The sequence below is a fragment of the Pseudomonas fluorescens genome (genome assembly GCF_902497745.1).
Lineage (GTDB): Bacteria > Pseudomonadota > Gammaproteobacteria > Pseudomonadales > Pseudomonadaceae > Aquipseudomonas > Aquipseudomonas fluorescens_BM.
Window position 1 is genome coordinate 2,208 of record NZ_CABVHJ010000004.1, and the last position, 16,906, is coordinate 19,113.

Annotated in this window: 12 protein-coding genes; 3 read left to right on the forward strand and 9 right to left on the reverse strand. The window is 59.4% G+C overall.

From position 1 onward, the window contains the following. From F8N44_RS31640 to F8N44_RS07265, 4 genes are all read right to left on the reverse strand, one after another. On the reverse strand, nucleotides 1-381 hold a 381-nt coding region (locus tag F8N44_RS31640), incomplete at its 3' end, for a PepSY-associated TM helix domain-containing protein (RefSeq protein ID WP_224794746.1). Nucleotides 382-458: 77 nt separating this feature from the next. Beyond that, a complete protein-coding gene (locus F8N44_RS07255; protein WP_150649843.1) occupies nucleotides 459-2,963 on the reverse strand; it encodes a TonB-dependent siderophore receptor in 2,505 nt (834 codons plus the stop codon). 88 nt (nucleotides 2,964-3,051) lie between these two features. Then, nucleotides 3,052-4,053 (reverse strand): FecR domain-containing protein, encoded by a 1,002-nt coding sequence (locus tag F8N44_RS07260; protein ID WP_150649844.1) that lies wholly within the window; start codon nucleotides 4,051-4,053, stop codon nucleotides 3,052-3,054. Continuing rightward, on the reverse strand, nucleotides 4,053-4,553 hold the full coding sequence (locus F8N44_RS07265) for a sigma-70 family RNA polymerase sigma factor (RefSeq protein ID WP_150649845.1): 501 nt from the start codon (nucleotides 4,551-4,553) through the stop codon (nucleotides 4,053-4,055). The genes F8N44_RS07260 and F8N44_RS07265 overlap by 1 nt, the downstream gene beginning before the upstream one ends. Nucleotides 4,554-4,857: 304 nt before the next feature. Between F8N44_RS07265 and F8N44_RS07270 the strand changes: the two genes are divergently transcribed. Next, nucleotides 4,858-6,738, forward strand: coding sequence for a methyl-accepting chemotaxis protein (locus F8N44_RS07270; protein ID WP_122597676.1), 1,881 nt, complete (start codon nucleotides 4,858-4,860; stop codon nucleotides 6,736-6,738). Nucleotides 6,739-6,874: 136 nt separating this feature from the next. On the opposite strand, the gene F8N44_RS07275 is transcribed toward F8N44_RS07270, so the two are convergent. The 5 genes from F8N44_RS07275 to F8N44_RS07295 all read right to left on the reverse strand — a co-directional run bounded on the left by F8N44_RS07275 (nucleotide 6,875) and on the right by F8N44_RS07295 (nucleotide 13,931). Further along, nucleotides 6,875-7,342 carry an SRPBCC family protein gene (locus F8N44_RS07275; RefSeq protein ID WP_150649846.1) on the reverse strand — a complete coding sequence of 156 codons (468 nt, stop codon included), beginning with the start codon at nucleotides 7,340-7,342 and terminating at the stop codon, nucleotides 6,875-6,877. A 23-nt stretch (nucleotides 7,343-7,365) separates the two neighbouring features. Next, complete coding sequence (locus F8N44_RS07280; protein ID WP_150649847.1) at nucleotides 7,366-10,758, reverse strand: amino acid adenylation domain-containing protein; 3,393 nt, start codon at nucleotides 10,756-10,758, stop codon at nucleotides 7,366-7,368. Nucleotides 10,759-10,771: 13 nt separating this feature from the next. Further along, nucleotides 10,772-11,701 (reverse strand): diiron oxygenase, encoded by a 930-nt coding sequence (locus F8N44_RS07285; protein WP_150649848.1) that lies wholly within the window; start codon nucleotides 11,699-11,701, stop codon nucleotides 10,772-10,774. Continuing rightward, nucleotides 11,698-12,474: a DUF3050 domain-containing protein gene (locus F8N44_RS07290; protein WP_150649849.1), complete on the reverse strand. Its 777-nt coding sequence runs from the start codon at nucleotides 12,472-12,474 to the stop codon at nucleotides 11,698-11,700. Before F8N44_RS07290 ends, F8N44_RS07285 begins: the two co-directional genes overlap by 4 nt. Before the next feature lie 746 nt (nucleotides 12,475-13,220). Then, on the reverse strand, nucleotides 13,221-13,931 hold the full coding sequence (locus tag F8N44_RS07295) for a GntR family transcriptional regulator (protein ID WP_150649850.1): 711 nt from the start codon (nucleotides 13,929-13,931) through the stop codon (nucleotides 13,221-13,223). A 197-nt stretch (nucleotides 13,932-14,128) separates the two neighbouring features. Between F8N44_RS07295 and lapG the strand changes: the two genes are divergently transcribed. Then, on the forward strand, nucleotides 14,129-14,821 hold the full coding sequence (lapG, locus tag F8N44_RS07300; protein ID WP_150649851.1) for a cysteine protease LapG: 693 nt from the start codon (nucleotides 14,129-14,131) through the stop codon (nucleotides 14,819-14,821). A 14-nt stretch (nucleotides 14,822-14,835) separates the two neighbouring features. Then, the gene (gene lapD / locus F8N44_RS07305) at nucleotides 14,836-16,782 is read left to right on the forward strand and encodes a cyclic di-GMP receptor LapD (protein WP_150649852.1); all 1,947 of its coding nucleotides are present in this window, start codon (nucleotides 14,836-14,838) and stop codon (nucleotides 16,780-16,782) included. The last annotated feature ends 124 nt before the right edge of the window (nucleotides 16,783-16,906 follow it).

Consider the following 16,906-nt stretch of genomic DNA (forward strand, 5'->3'; position numbering starts at 1 on the left):
ACAGCACTCACCCCAATACCTCTGGCCCTTTTGCTCAGCATTCACCGGATCCAGATAGAACACCTGATTACGCTCAGCGAATGGCTGGCCGGTCCCCGGATCGTTACGCGGGACCATCGCAAGCAACGCGGTGTGGCCCGCCTCATTCGGGTACTCCATGTACCAGACCTGCAGCTTCGGATGCGCAGATTGCACCGCATCAACCAATTCACCCGGCGGCAGTCGAGAGCCCTGCGCAGAGGCAGAATAAAACTCCGGATTCAACCATTCATCCAACTCATGGTTGAACGCCAGAATGCTCCCGGTAATCCCTGCCAGCAGCAAAAACACTGCCGTGGCCAGGCCGATATAACGATGCAACAACACCAAAAACGCACGCATGAGAATTTCCCCACAGAAACGACAAAGCCAGCCCCTGAACATTCAGGGGCTGGCTTTTTTATGCACAGGACAAAGGCCTAGAACTGGTAGCTGACCGTCGCCGCCACGTTGCGCTCTTCACCCATGTAGCAGAAGTTCAGACTGGCACAGGAGGCGACGTAGGACTCATTGGTCAGGTTGTTCGCATTCAGACGCACATCAACGCCCTTCAAACCGAGCTTGCCCAAGTCGTAGCCAATCGAGGCATCAAACAACGTGTAGGAAGGCACCTTCAAAGTGTTTTCCGCATCCGCCCAGCTATAGCCGACATAACGCACGCCGCCGCCGAGTCGCAGGCCATCGAGTGCTGCGTTGTCGAACTTGTAGTCCGCCCACAACGACGCCATATGACGCGGGGCCTGCGTCGGCGAGTTACCCTTGTTCTCGATTACATCTGTCGACGTACTCAAGGTGCTGACCATCGACTTCGAGTATTCGATATCAGTGAAGGTGTAGGTGCCGAGGATTTTGAGGTTATCGGTCAACTGCATGTGCGCTTCCAGTTCCAGACCCTGAGAGCGGACGGCACCGACCGCGCGATAGAAGTTTTCCTGCGGCAGTTTGGTCGCCAGGTTCTCCTGATCGATGCGGAACAGCGAGGCGGTGAACAGGTTGTCAGTGCCTGGCGGCTGATACTTCAGGCCGACTTCCCACTGCGTACCGTCGGTAGGTGCCAGAGGATTACCGGCGCTGTCGGCATAGGAGTTCGGGTTAAACGATTCGGAGTAGCTGATGTACGGCGCCAAGCCGTTATCGAAGAGGTACAGCGCGCCGGCCCGGCCAGTGAGTTTGGTGCGGCGATCATTGATCTCTGTGCCAACCGGACGCCCGGCTTCAGCGATACGGTTTTCGTCCGACGTCTCGACCCAGTCCTGACGCAGACCCAGCGAGAAACGCCACTTGTCCATCTCGATCAGGTCTTGCAGGTAAACCCCGGTCTGCTCCAGACGGCGCAGGTAACTGGTCTCGCCATACATGTCGATCGCCGAGTTGCCGTACACCGGGTTGAACGCATCGATCGGTGCAAGACCGCCACTGGTCCAGTCGACCACGGTTTTACGCCGCTGATAATCCGCACCCATCAGCACCGTGTGTTTGGTTGCACCAGTGAAAAATTCGGCCTGGAGCATGTTGTCGACGATGAACGCATGCAGACGCTCATCCCCTCCGGTGTAATAGCGGTTCAGCTCGTTGCTGGTCGGTGAGGTCCAGCCGTAGGCGTAGACCTGATCCATGTTCACTTTGGAGTCGAGGTAGCGAAAGTTCTGGCGGGCGGTGAAGACATCGTTGAAGCGATGTTCAAACTGATAACCGAACGATTGCTGATCACGCGAATAGCCGTCGACGCCCGGCTCGCCTTCGAAGAAGTGCGGCGAAATACGGTTGCCGTTGCGCTGATGAATCGTGCCGTCGGCCGGAACGCCACCGTGGTAGCCGCCATCCGGATCGTGTTGCAGGTAAGCCTGCAGCGTCAGCGAGGTGTTCTCACTGAAATCGATGCTCAGGGTGGGGGCGAGGGCGAAGCGTTTTTCCTTGTTGTGGTCGAACTGCGTGTCGGACTGATCCGTTAACCCGATCAGACGATAGGCAATGCGCTTGTCGTCATCGACCGGGCCGCTGAAGTCAAAGCCGACCCCGCGCTGCCCCTGAGTGCCGACCGTTGCTTGTACCTGATGGTAAGCCTCGTACAAAGGTTTCTTGCTGGTCAGCGCCACCAGACCGCCTGGCGAACTGCGACCGTACAGCACCGACGACGGTCCCTTGAGAATGTCCACGCGTTCGAGGAAATACGGATCGACCTGCATGGTGCTGTAAGTGCCGCTGTCGCCCATCGACTTGAGGCCGTCGAGGTAGATGTTGTCCACCGAGCCGTCGTTGAAACCGCGCATCGCCACATAGTCATAGCGGTGAGTCGCGCCGTACGGGTTGGTCAGCACGCCCGGGGTGTAGCGCATTGTCTGCGAGACAGTCTGCGAGCCCTGGTCATCCATTTGTTCGCGAGTGACCACGGATACACTTTGCGAGGTTTCCAGCAGCGCAGTACTGGTCTTGGTGGCGATCTGGCTGTGAGTGGCGTTGTAGCCGTCCATGCTGCCCAATGCGTTACCGAGGGCGAAACCTTTGATATCGGTGGTTGGCAGGGCAAGTGCTTCGCTTTCAGCGAGCGGGCGCAGGATATAGCTGCTGCCATCCTGACTGACTGCTTCCAGACCGGAGCCACCGAGCAAATGGCTCAGCGCCTGATCGGCGGAATACTCGCCCTGAACGCCCGGCGATTGCCGGCCTTGAGTCTGCTGCGGAGTCATCGACAACGTGATGCCGGCCTGACGGGCAAACTGATTCAGCGCCTCACCGAGAGGGCCCGCAGCCACGTTGTAGCGATGGCTGACTTCACTGCCAGCGGGAGTCGCCGCGATGCTCAAAGCAGGCATTACACCGACGCCCAATGCAGTCGAAAACAACGCTGCCCGAATGGCGTGGCGCAATATGCCCGATTCGGCAGTGAAATTCGGAGAGTTCTTACAGGTGGCGCGGACAGTCATTGTAGGTTTCCGTAGGAAGTCGCAAACGCTTGAGTTGAAGTGCTTACTGACTAAGCCGGACTGACTGCGAAAACCCGCCAAAATAATTTCAGACGACGCGCTCCAGCGTCACCCACCAACGCGTGCGATAGCGCAATTGCACCGGCAGGGTCTGCGGCAGAATCGCCAGCAGCTTGTCGGTGTCCTCCAGACGGAATACGCCGGACAGTCGCAGATCCGCCACGTCTGACGCGCATTGCAGAAAACCCTGACGATAACGCGCGACTTCGCTGAGAAAGTCGCCCAGACGCATATTACGTGTGACGATCAAACCGTCGACCCAGGCGCCGGCGTCCATATCCAGCGCCGGCGCGGGACGAATGCGTTGATGATCAATCAGGTAACTTTGCCCGGCGCGCGCCTCGATTGATGTGCCGCCGGCGTGAATCGCCACCAGGCCATGAGTGACGCTGAGCCGCGTGCAATCACCGTCCTGACGCAGGATGAACCGCGCATCCTGCGGCTGGTAAACACCGTGACGACTTTGCACACTCAGCGGTCGTTCGAAGGTTGCCCCCTCATCTGCGCCGCCACAGGTGACGATGATCTCGCCGCGAGAGAGTTTGATCAGCCGCTGCTGCGCGGTGTAATCGAGATCCACCGCACTGGCGGTATTGAGTTCGATCCGTGTGCCATCCGGCAGCTGGAAACCGCGCCGCTCGCCGGTCGCCGTGGCGTAATCGGCACTCCATTGCTGCCACGCGGCGGTGTCTTTGGCCAGCCATGCGGCAGAGCCCATCAGCAGCGCGCCAGACAACAGCTTCAAGGCCTGTCGCCGACCCAAGCCCTGCGCGCTGCTTTCCAATGTATTGAACGCCACTTGCGCACCGGGCACCGCACGCAGGTTGTTGCTCAGTTCGGCCTGCAGCGACTGCACGCGTTGCCAGGCCAGTTCATGCTCGTGGTGTTCGGCGCGCCATTGTTCGCACTGGCGATTCAACCGCGAATTGCCATGGTTATTGCGCAAGCGCAGCAGCCAATGAATGGCTTGTTTGACCACTTGTTGCTGTGGCTCGGCCCGGCGACCCAGTGCGATGTTATCCACAGGCATCAGCTTTCGTACCGCAGTACGTAGCAGTGATACAACGCATCGGCGACGTAACGTTCCACCGAACGCAACGACAGCCCCATCTGCTCGGCAATCTGCTTGTGGGTCAAACCTTCGCACTGCGCCAGCAGAAACGCCTGACGCACTTTCGGCTTCAGTCCTTCAAGCATCCGCGCAATGCTCTCCAGCAATTCGATCACCAGCGCCCGGGCTTCGGCACTTGGCGTCTCGGCTTCGGGCAAATGCGCGATGGTTTCCAGATAGGCCCGTTCGATTTCTTCGCGGCGCCAATGGTCGATCACCAGCCCGCGAGCGATGGTCCGCAGGAAGGCGCGCGGCGCCTTGAGTTCGATGCGTTCGGTGCGTTGCAGCAGACGCAGGAAAGTGTCCTGAGCCAGATCCGCCGCATCTGACGCATTACCCAGCCGCGCGCGCAGCCAAGCGTTGAGCCAGCCGTGATGACTACTGTAAAGCGCCTGTACTGCAAACTCAGGTGAGGACATGAACGCGAACGTCACAAATGATAATTACTCGCATTGTCATCAAGGGTTACGAAATTTGCAACTGCCACCCGAACATCAGCACTGAAAAACTTTGGGGCGAACGCTCTGGCACGCCGTTCGGCGGGAATCCGGCAGAAATGCCATCCATTTCCCACTCAGCCCTAAGATTTCTCCGACACGTGCCGACAGACTGGTGAGACATGCGTGCACCAAAGTAGAGCGGCCAGAAGAACGCTGCCTGCGCTGTACATGGAATGTTGCATCCGGAACGCATCCCCACTTTTGGCATAAGAAGTCCCATGAAATGAATCTCAAGTTCAGCCATAAAATCCTGTTGGCCGCCTCGGGCGTCGTGGTCCTGGCGTTCGCGCTGTTCACCCTCTACAACGACTATCTGCAGCGAAACACCATTCGCCAGAACCTCCAGTCCTCCGTACAGCAGGCCGGTGATCTGACCGCCAGCAGCGTGCAGAACTGGATGAGCGGGCGGATTCTGGTGCTGGAAAACCTCGCGCAGAACGTTGCCCATCAGGGCAAGGACGCCGACTTCCCGGGTCTGGTCGATCAACCGGCCTTCACCTCGAATTTCCAGTTCACCTATGTCGGTCAGGCCAACGGTGTGTTCACCCAGCGCCCTGACGCGAAGATGCCGGACGGCTATGACCCGCGTCAGCGTCCTTGGTACAAGCAAGCGGTTGTCGCCGACAAAACCATGCTGACGCCGCCGTACATGGCCGCTGTCGGTGGCCTGGTAGTGACCATCGCCATGCCGGTGAAAAAGAACGGCGAGCTGCTCGGCGTGGTCGGTGGTGACCTGAGCCTGGAAACCCTGGTGAAGATCATCAACTCGGTGGACTTCGGTGGCCTCGGCCACGCGTTCCTGGTCAGCGCCGACGGTCAAGTGATTGTCAGTCCGGACAAAGATCAGGTCATGAAAAACCTGAAAGACATCTACCCGAACACCAGCGTACGCATCGAGAAGGGCAACCAGAACGTCGTGCTTAACGGCCAGGAACGCATTCTGTCGTTTACCCCGGTCAGCGATCTGCCGAATGCGCAGTGGTACATCGGTCTGTCGATCGATCGCGATAAAGCCTACGCCGCACTCAGCCAATTCCGCACTTCGGCACTGATCGCAATGTTTGTTGCTGTGGCTGCGATTGCGCTGCTGCTGAGCCTGTTGATCAACGTGTTGATGCGTCCGCTGACCACCATGGGCCGCGCGATGCAGGACATTGCTCAGGGTGAAGGCGACCTGACCCGTCGTCTGGTGGTCGAGAGCAAAGACGAGTTCGGTGAATTGGGCAGCGCGTTCAACCAGTTCGTTGAACGGATTCACGCGTCGATTTCCGAAGTGTCATCGGCAACCCGTCATGTGCATGACTTGTCGCAACGGGTAATGGCTTCGTCCAATGCCTCGATCGTCGGCTCTGACGAGCAAAGTGCACGTACCAACAGCGTCGCTGCGGCGATCAACGAACTGGGTGCCGCTACGCAGGAAATCGCCCGCAACGCCGCCGATGCTTCGCAACATGCCAGCGGCGCGAGCGAGCAGGCTGATGACGGGCGTCAGGTGGTCGAGCAAACCATTCTGGCGATGACCGAGTTGTCGCAGAAGATCAGCCTGTCGTGCACCCAGATCGAAACCCTGAACGCCAGCACCGACAACATCGGCCACATCCTTGATGTGATCAAAGGCATCTCGCAGCAGACCAACCTGTTGGCGCTCAATGCCGCGATCGAAGCCGCCCGTGCCGGTGAAGCCGGACGTGGTTTTGCCGTGGTGGCGGACGAAGTGCGAAACCTCGCGCACCGCACCCAGGAATCGGCCGAAGAGATCCACAAGATGATCACTTCCTTGCAGGTCGGTTCGCGTGAAGCGGTGACCACGATGAATGCCAGTCAGGCCTCCAGCGAGCAGAGCGTGGAAGTGGCCAACCAGGCCGGTTTGCGTCTGGTCAGCGTGACCCAGCGCATCGGTGAAATCGACGGCATGAACCAGTCGGTGGCAGCGGCCACTGAAGAGCAGACCGCCGTGGTGGAAACCCTCAACGTCGACGTTAACCAGATCAACCTGCTGAACCAGCAGAGCGTGGCCAACCTCAATGAAACATTGAAGGATTGTGATGCGTTGTCGCAGCAGGCTAATCGTCTGAAGCAATTGGTCGACAGCTTCAAGATCTGACCGCGTTATCGTTCATCGCGAGCAGGCTCGCTCCCACAGGATTTTTGGTTGAACACAGCATGTGTGAACACCCAATACCCTGTGGGAGCGAGCCTGCTCGCGAAAGCGGTGGTTCAATCACCGCAAAGCCGAAGCCTTAAACAAACAGTCTCAGCACATTCCCCATCGCATCATCCGCAAACCCCTGCACAAACTCCTTGAACCCCGGCAACGCCTCTTCACCCCCCGAAGCAGGCTCAGCAATGATCGTCCAAGTCGCCCGAGACTTACCCGCGCCCAGCGATTCGACATTCATCGCCGCCCACAGATTCGCCACCCCCAACGTGTTGTAAATCGTCGTCCAGGTCATGCTCCGCGCCTGCTCATCGCGGGAGTTGAGTTGTTCGACCACCACGTTGCCATCCTTGAAGCATTTCTTGCGCAGCGAGGACACGCCCTCGCCGATTGTTTCGATGTGCGACAGCGCCGGAATGAAGCGGTCGAAACCGCCGAAGTGGCCGACCACCGCCCAGACTTGTGCGGCGTCCGCCGGCACTTCTACCGACGACACAATGTGGCAGCCGTGCGGGTTTTTGATCAGGGTGTCGGGTTGCAGATTGCTCATGGTGTTGCTCCTTTTTTATTGCTTCAGATGAAGTTGATTTGTTTCAGGTAGTCGCAGCCGCGACGCAGCAACGCCGGGGATTTCTGCGGGTAGTGCGCGCCCATCTGCTGCACGCCGGCTTCAGCGTTGGCGTGACCGATCAACGAGATGTCGCCGATGTCTTCTTCAAAGCCGTTGAGGTAGAAACCGAGCACGCCGAACAGCGCGTTGTCGGCGTCGACCCGGCTCAGTTGCTGCTGCCAGTCGGCGACGCTGACCAGCGCGAATTCGCTGCCGGTTTCGCGGAACGAAGCGACGTAGGCGTCCCAGCTCAGCGGCTCGGGGTTGTGCAGATTGAACACCGCCCGCTCGGGTGAATAACGGCTGGCGTGGAAGGCGATGAAACGGGCGAGAAAGTCCACCGGCATCAGGTCGAAGTTCAGCGCGAAGGCCGGCACCTGACCGAGCTGGATCGAGCCCTTGAGCATCAGCATCAAACGGTTTTTGTGTGGCTGACAAACGCCGCTCAGGCTGTTGAAACTGATGTTGCCGGGCCGGTACAGATTGACCCGTACACCGCGTTCCCGCGCCCGTTCGAGGATGCGTTCGCCGACCCATTTCGAAAGGTTGTAGCCGTTGCGAATATAGATCGGTGGGGTCGTGGCGGCGGGCAGTTCCAGCACCCGTCCCGCATCATCGACAGTGCTTGAAGCCGATAGCGTCGAGACAAAATTGAAGACCTTTTTGCTCTGCCCTTCGCACAGGCGCAGCAGCGCGAAAACCGGCTCGACGTTGTCCGCCGCCAGCGACTCGTAATCGAGGACGTGATTAACGTTGGCAGCGTTGTGCACCAGCGCACCGAACTCGCGATCGAGGTGCTGATAATCTTCGTCGTTCAGGCCCAGTTGCGGTCGAGAAATATCTGCCGCGTAAACCCGCACACGACTCAGATCCACATGCTCCAGACGGTTTTCCCGCAGTGAATCGGCAAAGCGCTGCGCAGCTGTTTTTCCGTCGCCATCACGCACCAGACACGCCACTTCGCTGGCGCCCCAACCGAGTAGCGCCTCGACGATGTGCACGCCGACAAAGCTGTTGGCGCCGGTGACGATGACCTTGTGCACATCGCCCATGCGGCTGATCGGCAGCGGTTCGATGTCCAGCGCACGTTCGGCGTCGGCCATGGCCTGGGCGCTGAGCACCGCACTGTCATCGGTGCCGCGCACCAGCGTTGCGAGTTTGATGATGGTCGGCAGTTCGATGAAGCGATTGATCGAAATGCTGCGGCCGAATTCCTCACGCAAACGCAGCAACATCCGCGACAGCAAAATCGAGTGACCACCAAGATTGAAGAAACTTTCATCGGTGGAAATATCGCTGTTCGGCAGCTCCAGCAACTCTGCCCAAATTTCCAGCAGCAGCGCTTCGTCGGCATTCGCCGGCAGGCATTTCGGCCCGCTGTCCTGCACGCTCACTGGCAGTTCCAGCAGTGCTTTGCGATCGACTTTGCCGTTGCTGGCGAACGGCATGCTCGCCAGCTCGGTCCACGCCACCGGTTGCATGTAGTCCGGCAAAAACTGCCGGGCGTGGGCCTTCAATGCTTCGCGCGCGGTGTCCGATTGCGGCTGGGCGAGGAACGCCAGAATCCGTCGCTGAGTGTCGATCACTACTGCGATTTGCCGGTACAACTGGCTCTCGCGCAGGCAGCGTTCGATTTCTTCCGGCTCGACCCGGAAGCCGCGAATCTTCACCTGATTGTCGCGCCGTCCGTACAGCTCGATACCGTGCTCGCCCCACCTGGCCATGTCGCCGCTGCGGTAGGCGCGCAGCGTTTGGCCGTCCGGCAATTGCAAGGTCAGATAACGCTCGGCGGTCTGCTGTGGGTTGTTCAGATAACCGAGGCAGACGCCGGGGCCAACGATGAACAATTCGCCGACGGTGTGCTCCGGCACCGGTTGCAAATCGTCATCGAGAATCAGCACCTGACTGTTGGCAATTGGCGTTCCGAGCGTGCGATTACTGTCGCCCGGTTTGAGCTGGCGCGCGGTGATCAGTACGGTGGCTTCGGTCGGGCCGTAAAGATTGTGCAGCGTGCCCTGACGGGTCAGTTGCTCGATGACGAATGGCTCGCAGACATCGCCGCCGGTCATCACTTGCACACCTTCCAGTTGCTCCAGCGGCAGGATGCTCAACAGCGCTGGCGGCAGGAAGGCGTGGGTCAGTTGTCGGCGGCGGATCAGCGCGACCAGTTGCAGCGGATCGCGCCGTTGCGTGTCGTCGGGCACCACCAGTTCAGCGCCTTCGAGCAGGGTCGGGAAGATGTCGATCAGTGATGAGTCGAAGCTCAGCGATGAGAACTGCAAGACCCGACTTTCTGCCTGCAACTGCACATAATCGGCATACCACACGGTGAAGTGCGCAAGATTGGCCTGACTGAGCAAAACACCCTTCGGATGCCCGGTGGTGCCCGAGGTGTAGAGCGCCATGCACGGTGCGTCGAGTTCAGGGCGGCGGCGCATCAGCGGGTGGCTGAGATCTGCCTCGGCGCTGTCGATACAACTGACATCCAGCCCCGCCATTGTTGCGCTCAGTGGATGCACGCCATCATGCAGCAACAGCACTGCACCGGCGTTTTGCAAAATGTATTGCTGGCGCTGCAATGGATGGCTCGGCTCCAGCGGCAAGTACACCGCGCCGCTGCCGAGGATCGCCAGAATCGAGGCGAACAGCGCCGGGCTTTTCGGCAGGCAGACGCCCACCACCCACGGTTGCGGATGTTGCTCGAGCAAAGGCTGCAAGCGCTGCTGGATCGCGCGACTGTGGGCGTGCAATTGCCGATAGCTGATCGACTGTTCGGCGAGGTGCAGTGCCGGTCGTTCGGCATGACGGATCAGGCTCTGTTGCAGGCGCTCGATCACTGGGAGCTGCGCCTGCTTCAGCAGCGCCGGATTGGCCGTGTCATTGAGGCGATGGACGTACGCCAGGCTGTCGAGAAACAGCAGGTTTTCCATCCGCTCGAAATCCGGCGCAGGCACAGATACGACCCGTTGAAGATATTCCGCATCGCGGGAGAAGCGGCTGACCAGCAACGCCACTTCCTCGACCACCTGCGTCAGCACCCGTTGCCGCAGCGCCTGCCCATTGCCGGACGGCTCATCGCCAATCGGTACGCGGCTGATCAGTGACGAGCCAAGGAAACACAGCAAATCGAGTGTCGGCAAACCGGCAGGGCTCTGCACGCCGACACCCAAACGCAGATGCAGGTGCGGAATCGAGCAGAAATCGCCGGCGCCGATAAAACCATCGTCGATGATCAGATCCACCGTCGATGAACCGGCAGCGCTGCGCTGCAAGGAGTGACCGTGTTGTTCCAGTTCCTGCGCCAGGTCGGTCATGGCCTGGCTGGTGCCAATCAGCAAAATGTCGAGACGTTTCATGTCGGCCTCCTCATCAAACCAGGTAGTTGCGCAGCGCGTGCTGCACGCAGGGCGCATCGAGCAGCGAGCTGTTGTGGAAGAACTTGACGATGTTGCCCACCAGCGGATGGTGGCGATTGATCGGGAACGCGAGCCCGGTCATTTCATCCCTGAGCGAACGGCGCGTGGCTTCGCTGACCGGCAGTGCGTCGATCAGGCGCAGGTCGAAGGATTTCTGGATGTCGTTGGTCAGGTAATGGCTGATGAACACCGGCAGAATCTGCGCGATGGTTTCGCGATCCGCCGCGCTGGCGGTGTGCCAATAGATGCGCACCATTCGCGCCCAGAAACTCGAATGGCGACCCTCATCGAGCAAGTGATCGGCCATCAGGCCCTTGATCGACGGCTTGACCGTGTCGTCGCGGGCGAACGCCGCGACATCGCCGGTCACGGTATTTTCGGCGATGGCCACGCAGATCAATTCCACCGCGCTGCGCAGGTGCTCTGGTGCCAGCGCTACAGCCGCAGGAATCGCCCGGCTCAACTCGATTTCATCGGGCAACTGAATTGGCTCGATGCCGGTCATCGCCACCGTTTGTTGCATGAAATCCATCGCCACCAGCGCGTGGTAATCCTCGTCGACCACCACGGTCATCGCGTCGTAACGGCAGGCAAACGGGAAGGTCACAGCGAAGCGGTTCTTGGCGATGCTGCGCGCAGTCTTGTCGACGATTTCGGTCTCGAAAATCACCACGTCGTTGATGAACTTGTACAGCGTCTGCACCAAGGCGAAATCACGCTGTTGCGGGCACTCGCGCAGGAAGGTTTCGCTGAGCACCAGCGGCTGGCGGCTGAGCGGGTAGATCAGGCGCTCGTCGTCTTCCAGCACGCGACGCGGGCGAGTGCGGATGGTGGCGCGGTTCTCCCAGGCATCGGCAAAGGATTGATAGTCGGCGGCGTTCATTGGGCGACCTCCCCCAACGGTTCGCGCATGCTCAGGCGCAGGCCGTCCCACAAGGCGATGCGGCTTTCCACGGCGGCGATGGCGCTGGCGTAGACCTCGGCCTCGCGCTGCGGATCGCCGTCGACCAGACGCTCGAGCAGGTGTTCTGCTGCCGGGCCGTGATCTTCGGAGTCGACCTCGATGTGTCGTTCCAGGTAATAGCGGAAGGTCGGCGCCTGCTCGATACCGATGCCCCAGTCGTCGAGGATGCGCTGGAACATGGTCGGGATCACGCTCTCGCGACCATGCAGAAATGCCGCCGCCACACTGTGTCCCGGCGCGTGCAGGGCGGTGCGCAAGGTGTCGCGGACAAACTGTGCGGCGGCCGGATCGACCTCGACGCTTTGCAGCGCGACGTCATAGCTCACGCCTTCCTGTTGCAGGGCGACAAAGCGCTCCACGGCGGTGGTACTCGCGCCGATTTCGCGCATCGCATCCAGGTACAACTCGAAATGGCTGTAGTGACCTTCCGTCAGGCGATCATCCGATTCTTCACCCAGAACGATCTCGTTGATCAACCGGGCGGCGTTAGGGTCACGCGGCGGTAACCACGGCAACCGCGTGCAGGTCAGCTCCTGCTGCAGGCGTTTGGTCAGCGACATGAAATCCCACACGGCAAACACGTGGGTTTCCATGAAACGACGCAAGACCGATAACGAAGTGATCTCGGAAAAGATCGGGTGAATGCTAAGTTCGGCTTTCTTCAGGGCGAGTTGGTTCTTGGTGGGCATCATGATGTCCTTTATCGTTGATGTTGAATGGAACTGTTCTGGCAACTACGCAAACTATGAAACGTCGACTTGCTTGTTTTCTTTCGGCGAACGACAGCCTGCCTTTCTCTCAGGTAATTACGGATCGGATATAGCGATGACATGGCCTCATGTCTGCCTATAAAGCGCTGCTGCCGTGCCGCAGACATAGGGCTGCCGCCCAGGTGAACGGTGAAGTTCACACTTGGCGAGGAAAAACTAATACACCGGCAAAGTATTTAACAAGTACATTTTTAATTATTTTAAGTTTGCTGTTTTTTGAAGTTGAGTTGTTCCGATAAAACTTCTGAGTAAAGTTTTATTTGGGCGTAGTTGCTCCTTTCGGCGAATAACGGCCAAAATTGATCGACAAGAGTGAATGCCTCACTCGAAGCAACTTTCCAGTAATAAGAGTTGAATTATTTAAAAGGGCGGAAGTTGGCCGTGACCCCGCGCCATGACTTCCTTTTTCCCGTGGCAAGGCTCCTTCCGTAGGTTCCTGGTGCGGGGACTGCGCCGTCAGGACGGCGCGTCGCCCGTTCTTTATGGGGTTGGCCGTTCAAGAGTGCGGGTAAATGATCGCCACGGCTATTACCGATTCGTCACCGGCAAGGTGCAAATTTCGGACTCAGCGGCGCAGGGAGGTTAGAGCGGGCACGCGAATCCGCCCACCCGAGGGCTGGCAGATCGCTTGGGGATTTGTAAGCGGGTGATTCGCGGAAGGTGCGCGCTTAGCGCGCGGCTTTGCGGCTTTGCGCGGCGGGGGTAGCCAGATAGCGGGTAATCACCTCGACGCCCCGATTAAGGTGCTGCTCGAGGAGTTCGATCGACCGTTCAGTGTCGCGATCCTGCACGGCTTGCAGCATCGCCCGGTGATCGTCCTGGGACAATTTGCCCAGGCCCATGGCCTCAAGGTTGAAGCGCAGAAAGCGTTCTTCTTCGTTTAGCCCGTCTTCGACCAGACGCAGCAAGCGTTTGTTAGGCGCCTTGCTGTACAGGGCCATGTGGAACAAACGGTTGAGCCGGCCGATTTCCGTGTAGTCGTGTTGCGCCTCGAGCTCTTCGATGTACCCGGCTGCGCGTGCGTGGTCGGCAGCGGTCAACAGTGGAACCGACTGGCGCATGGCTTCGGATTCGAGGAGGATGCGCAGCTCGTAGGTTTCAGTGGCATCGCCCTGAATCAACGGCGCAACCACTGCGCCTTTATGCGCAGTAACACTGAGCAGTTCCTGGGCTTCGAGCTGGCGCAAGGCTTCGCGCACCGGCATGCGGCTGACGCCGAACAGATCGGCCAGATCCTGCTGACGCAGCGCCGTGCCGCAGGGCAGACGCCCATCAAGAATTGCCGAGCGCAGGGTTTCTTCGATCACCGAACGGGCCAGATGCGCAGGAATCGGTCCGTCGACTTTAATGCTGTGCAGCGGTTTGGGCTTCTGTGTCACGACTACGCACCCTGTATGTCGGCCTGATTTGGATCCAAATGACACTAGTGATTGCTCTACAGGTTGTCAAACCTTGTAAAACATTGCACTGGCAAATGAAGTTTAGCGTGCCGTGGATGATCTCATGGTGCCATTGTTTTTTGCCGGGCTAAGCTTCACCATCAAACGCTTTCTATCCTGCCTTCTGGAAACCTGCTGTGGCGGTACGTTTCGCGATCCCCCGGACGTTGCGCTGGCTAGGCTGCGCACTGTTGCTGGCCGGCATGATGCTGGGCGGCCTGCATGCCGATTGGGATTTTTCCGCGATCAGTCGTAAAGCCACGACACTCTATGGGCCGCTGGGTGCCGGGCAGCAGCGCATCGATGCCTGGCAGAATCTGCTGGCCACGCAGAAGCAGGTCAGCGAAATGGAAAAGCTCAAAGTGGTGAACCTGTTCTTCAACAAACAGGTGCGCTACGTCGAAGACATCGATCTGTGGCACGAAGTCGATTACTGGGAAACGCCGATCGAAGCCTTATGGAAAGGCGCCGGCGACTGCGAAGACTATGCGATCGCCAAGTATTTCAGCCTGCGCCACCTCGGAGTTTCCAGTGACAAGCTGCGCATTACCTATGTCAAAGCGTTGCGCCAGAACCGCGCGCACATGGTCCTGACTTACTATGCCACCCCCGATGCCATGCCGCTGGTGCTCGACAGCCTGATCGACCCGATCCAGCCGGCGTCGCAGCGAACCGATTTGCTGCCGGTCTACTCTTTCAATGCGGAAGGGTTGTACCTGCCGGGCGCCAAGGGCAACAAGAAGGTCGGTGATACCAAACGCCTGTCGCGCTGGCAGGATGTGTTGAAGAAAATGCAGGCCGAAGGTTTCCCGGTCGAGACGACTAACTAGGAGCACGCGCTCAGATGTCTTTGTTCAAACAGCTGTTGATCGCTATCTGTCTGTTCCTGGTGGTCGCCTTCACCGGCAGCTTCATGGTCAGTCTGGAAAGCTCGCGCACCCAGTACGTCAACCAGTTGCGCTCCCACGCGCAGGACGCCGCGACGGCGCTGGCTTTGTCACTGACGCCGAATATCGACGACCCGGCGATGGTCGAGTTGCTGGTCAGCTCGATTTTCGACAGTGGTTATTACGCGAGCATCCGCGTGGTCGATCTGAAAACCGATCAGACGATCGTCGAGCGCAACGGCATTCCGGCCGTCACTAACGTGCCGGACTGGTTCGTCAAACTGATTGGCCTGGAACCTGCCGGTGGCGACGCGCTGGTCAGTCGTGGCTGGGAGCAGGCAGCGCGGGTCGAGGTGGTCAGTCACCCGATGTTCGCCGTGGCCAAACTCTGGCAGAGCGCGTTGGGCAGCCTTGGCTGGCTGTTGATCTGCGGCGCAGTGAGTGCGGTGCTCGGGGCACTGCTGCTGCGCCGGCAGTTGAAGCCACTGGATTACATGGTCAAGCAATCCCACGCCATCGCCCGCCGCGAATTCCTCAGCCTGCCGGATCTGCCGCGCACGCCTGAGTTGCGCCGCGTGGTGCAGGCGATGAACCAGATGGTCGAGAAGCTCAAGGCGCTGTTTCAGGAGCAGGCCGAGCGCAGTGAAAAACTGCGCGCCGAGTCCTATCAGGACAACCTCACCGGGCTTGCCAACCGGCGTTATTTCGAAATGCAGTTGAACAACCGGGTGAGCAACCCGGAGCAGGCCAGCTCCGGTTACCTGCTGCTGTTGCGGGTCAAGGATCTGGCCGGGCTCAACCAGCGTCTGGGCGGTCAGCGCACCGATGAATTGCTCAAAGCGGTCGGCGAGCAGCTGTCGCGCGAATGCGCCAAATATCCGGAAACCCAGAACCTTGTCACACGTATTCGTGGCGGTGAATTCGCTGTGCTGGCGCCGGGGCTGGTTCGTGAGGAAGCGCTGCAACTGGCGCAGAACCTCGACAGTGCCCTCAGCAGTCTGCACGCCACCGGCGCGACCGACGTCGCAGCGGTGGCGTCGATCGGTCTGGCGCCGTTCACCCACGGCGATTCGCCGCAACAGGTGCTGACGCTCGGTGATCAGGCGCTGGCGCAAGCCGAAGGGCAGGGTGAGCAGAACTGGGCCTGCATCGATCAGAGCCTGACGGCGGATGTCGGCGACGATCACCACGCCTGGCATCGCTTGCTCGATCAGGCTCTGAGTCAGCAACGTTTCGAGCTGTATTTCCAACCGGTGGTTGCCGCCGCAGACACGCAACTGGTGCTGCATTACAAAGTGCTGTCGCGTTTGCTCGATGATCAGGGCCAGACCATCCCGGCCGGACGCTTCCTGCCGTGGCTGGAACGTTTTGGCTGGACCGCTCGCCTGGATCGGCTGATGCTCGAACGCGTGCTGGAGCAGATGAAAGAACATGACGATTCGCTGGCGCTAAACCTGTCTTCGGCGACCCTGGCGGATCCGCAGGCGTTGAACAAAGTCTTCGAGATTCTGCGCGCGCATTCCAACCTCGGCGAGCGCCTGACCCTTGAGATCGGCGAGGAACAGTTGCCGGAGCAGGCGGTGCTGGAGCAGTTGACGCGGCGCCTGCGTGAACTCGGTTTCTCACTGAGCCTGCAACGCTTTGGTGGACGCTTCAGCATGATCGGCAACCTGGCGCGGCTGGGGCTGGCGTACTTGAAGATCGATGGCAGCTACATTCGTGCGATTGATCAGGAGGGCGACAAGCGCTTGTTCATCGAGGCGATCCAGCGCGCGGCGCACAGCATTGATCTGCCGCTGATTGCCGAGCGGGTCGAGACGGAAGGCGAGTTGTCGGTGATTCGCGAGATGGGTTTGTATGGGGTTCAGGGGCAGTTGTTGGGTGAGCCGAAGCCTTGGCGCTAACTCTTTAAAGTCGAGTCGTCAGTGGCGCTGCCTTCGCGAGCAGGCTCGCTCCCACATTTGGAATGCATTCCCCTGTGGGAGCGAGCCTGCTCGCGAAGAGGCCTGAACAGCCGATGAAAATCCT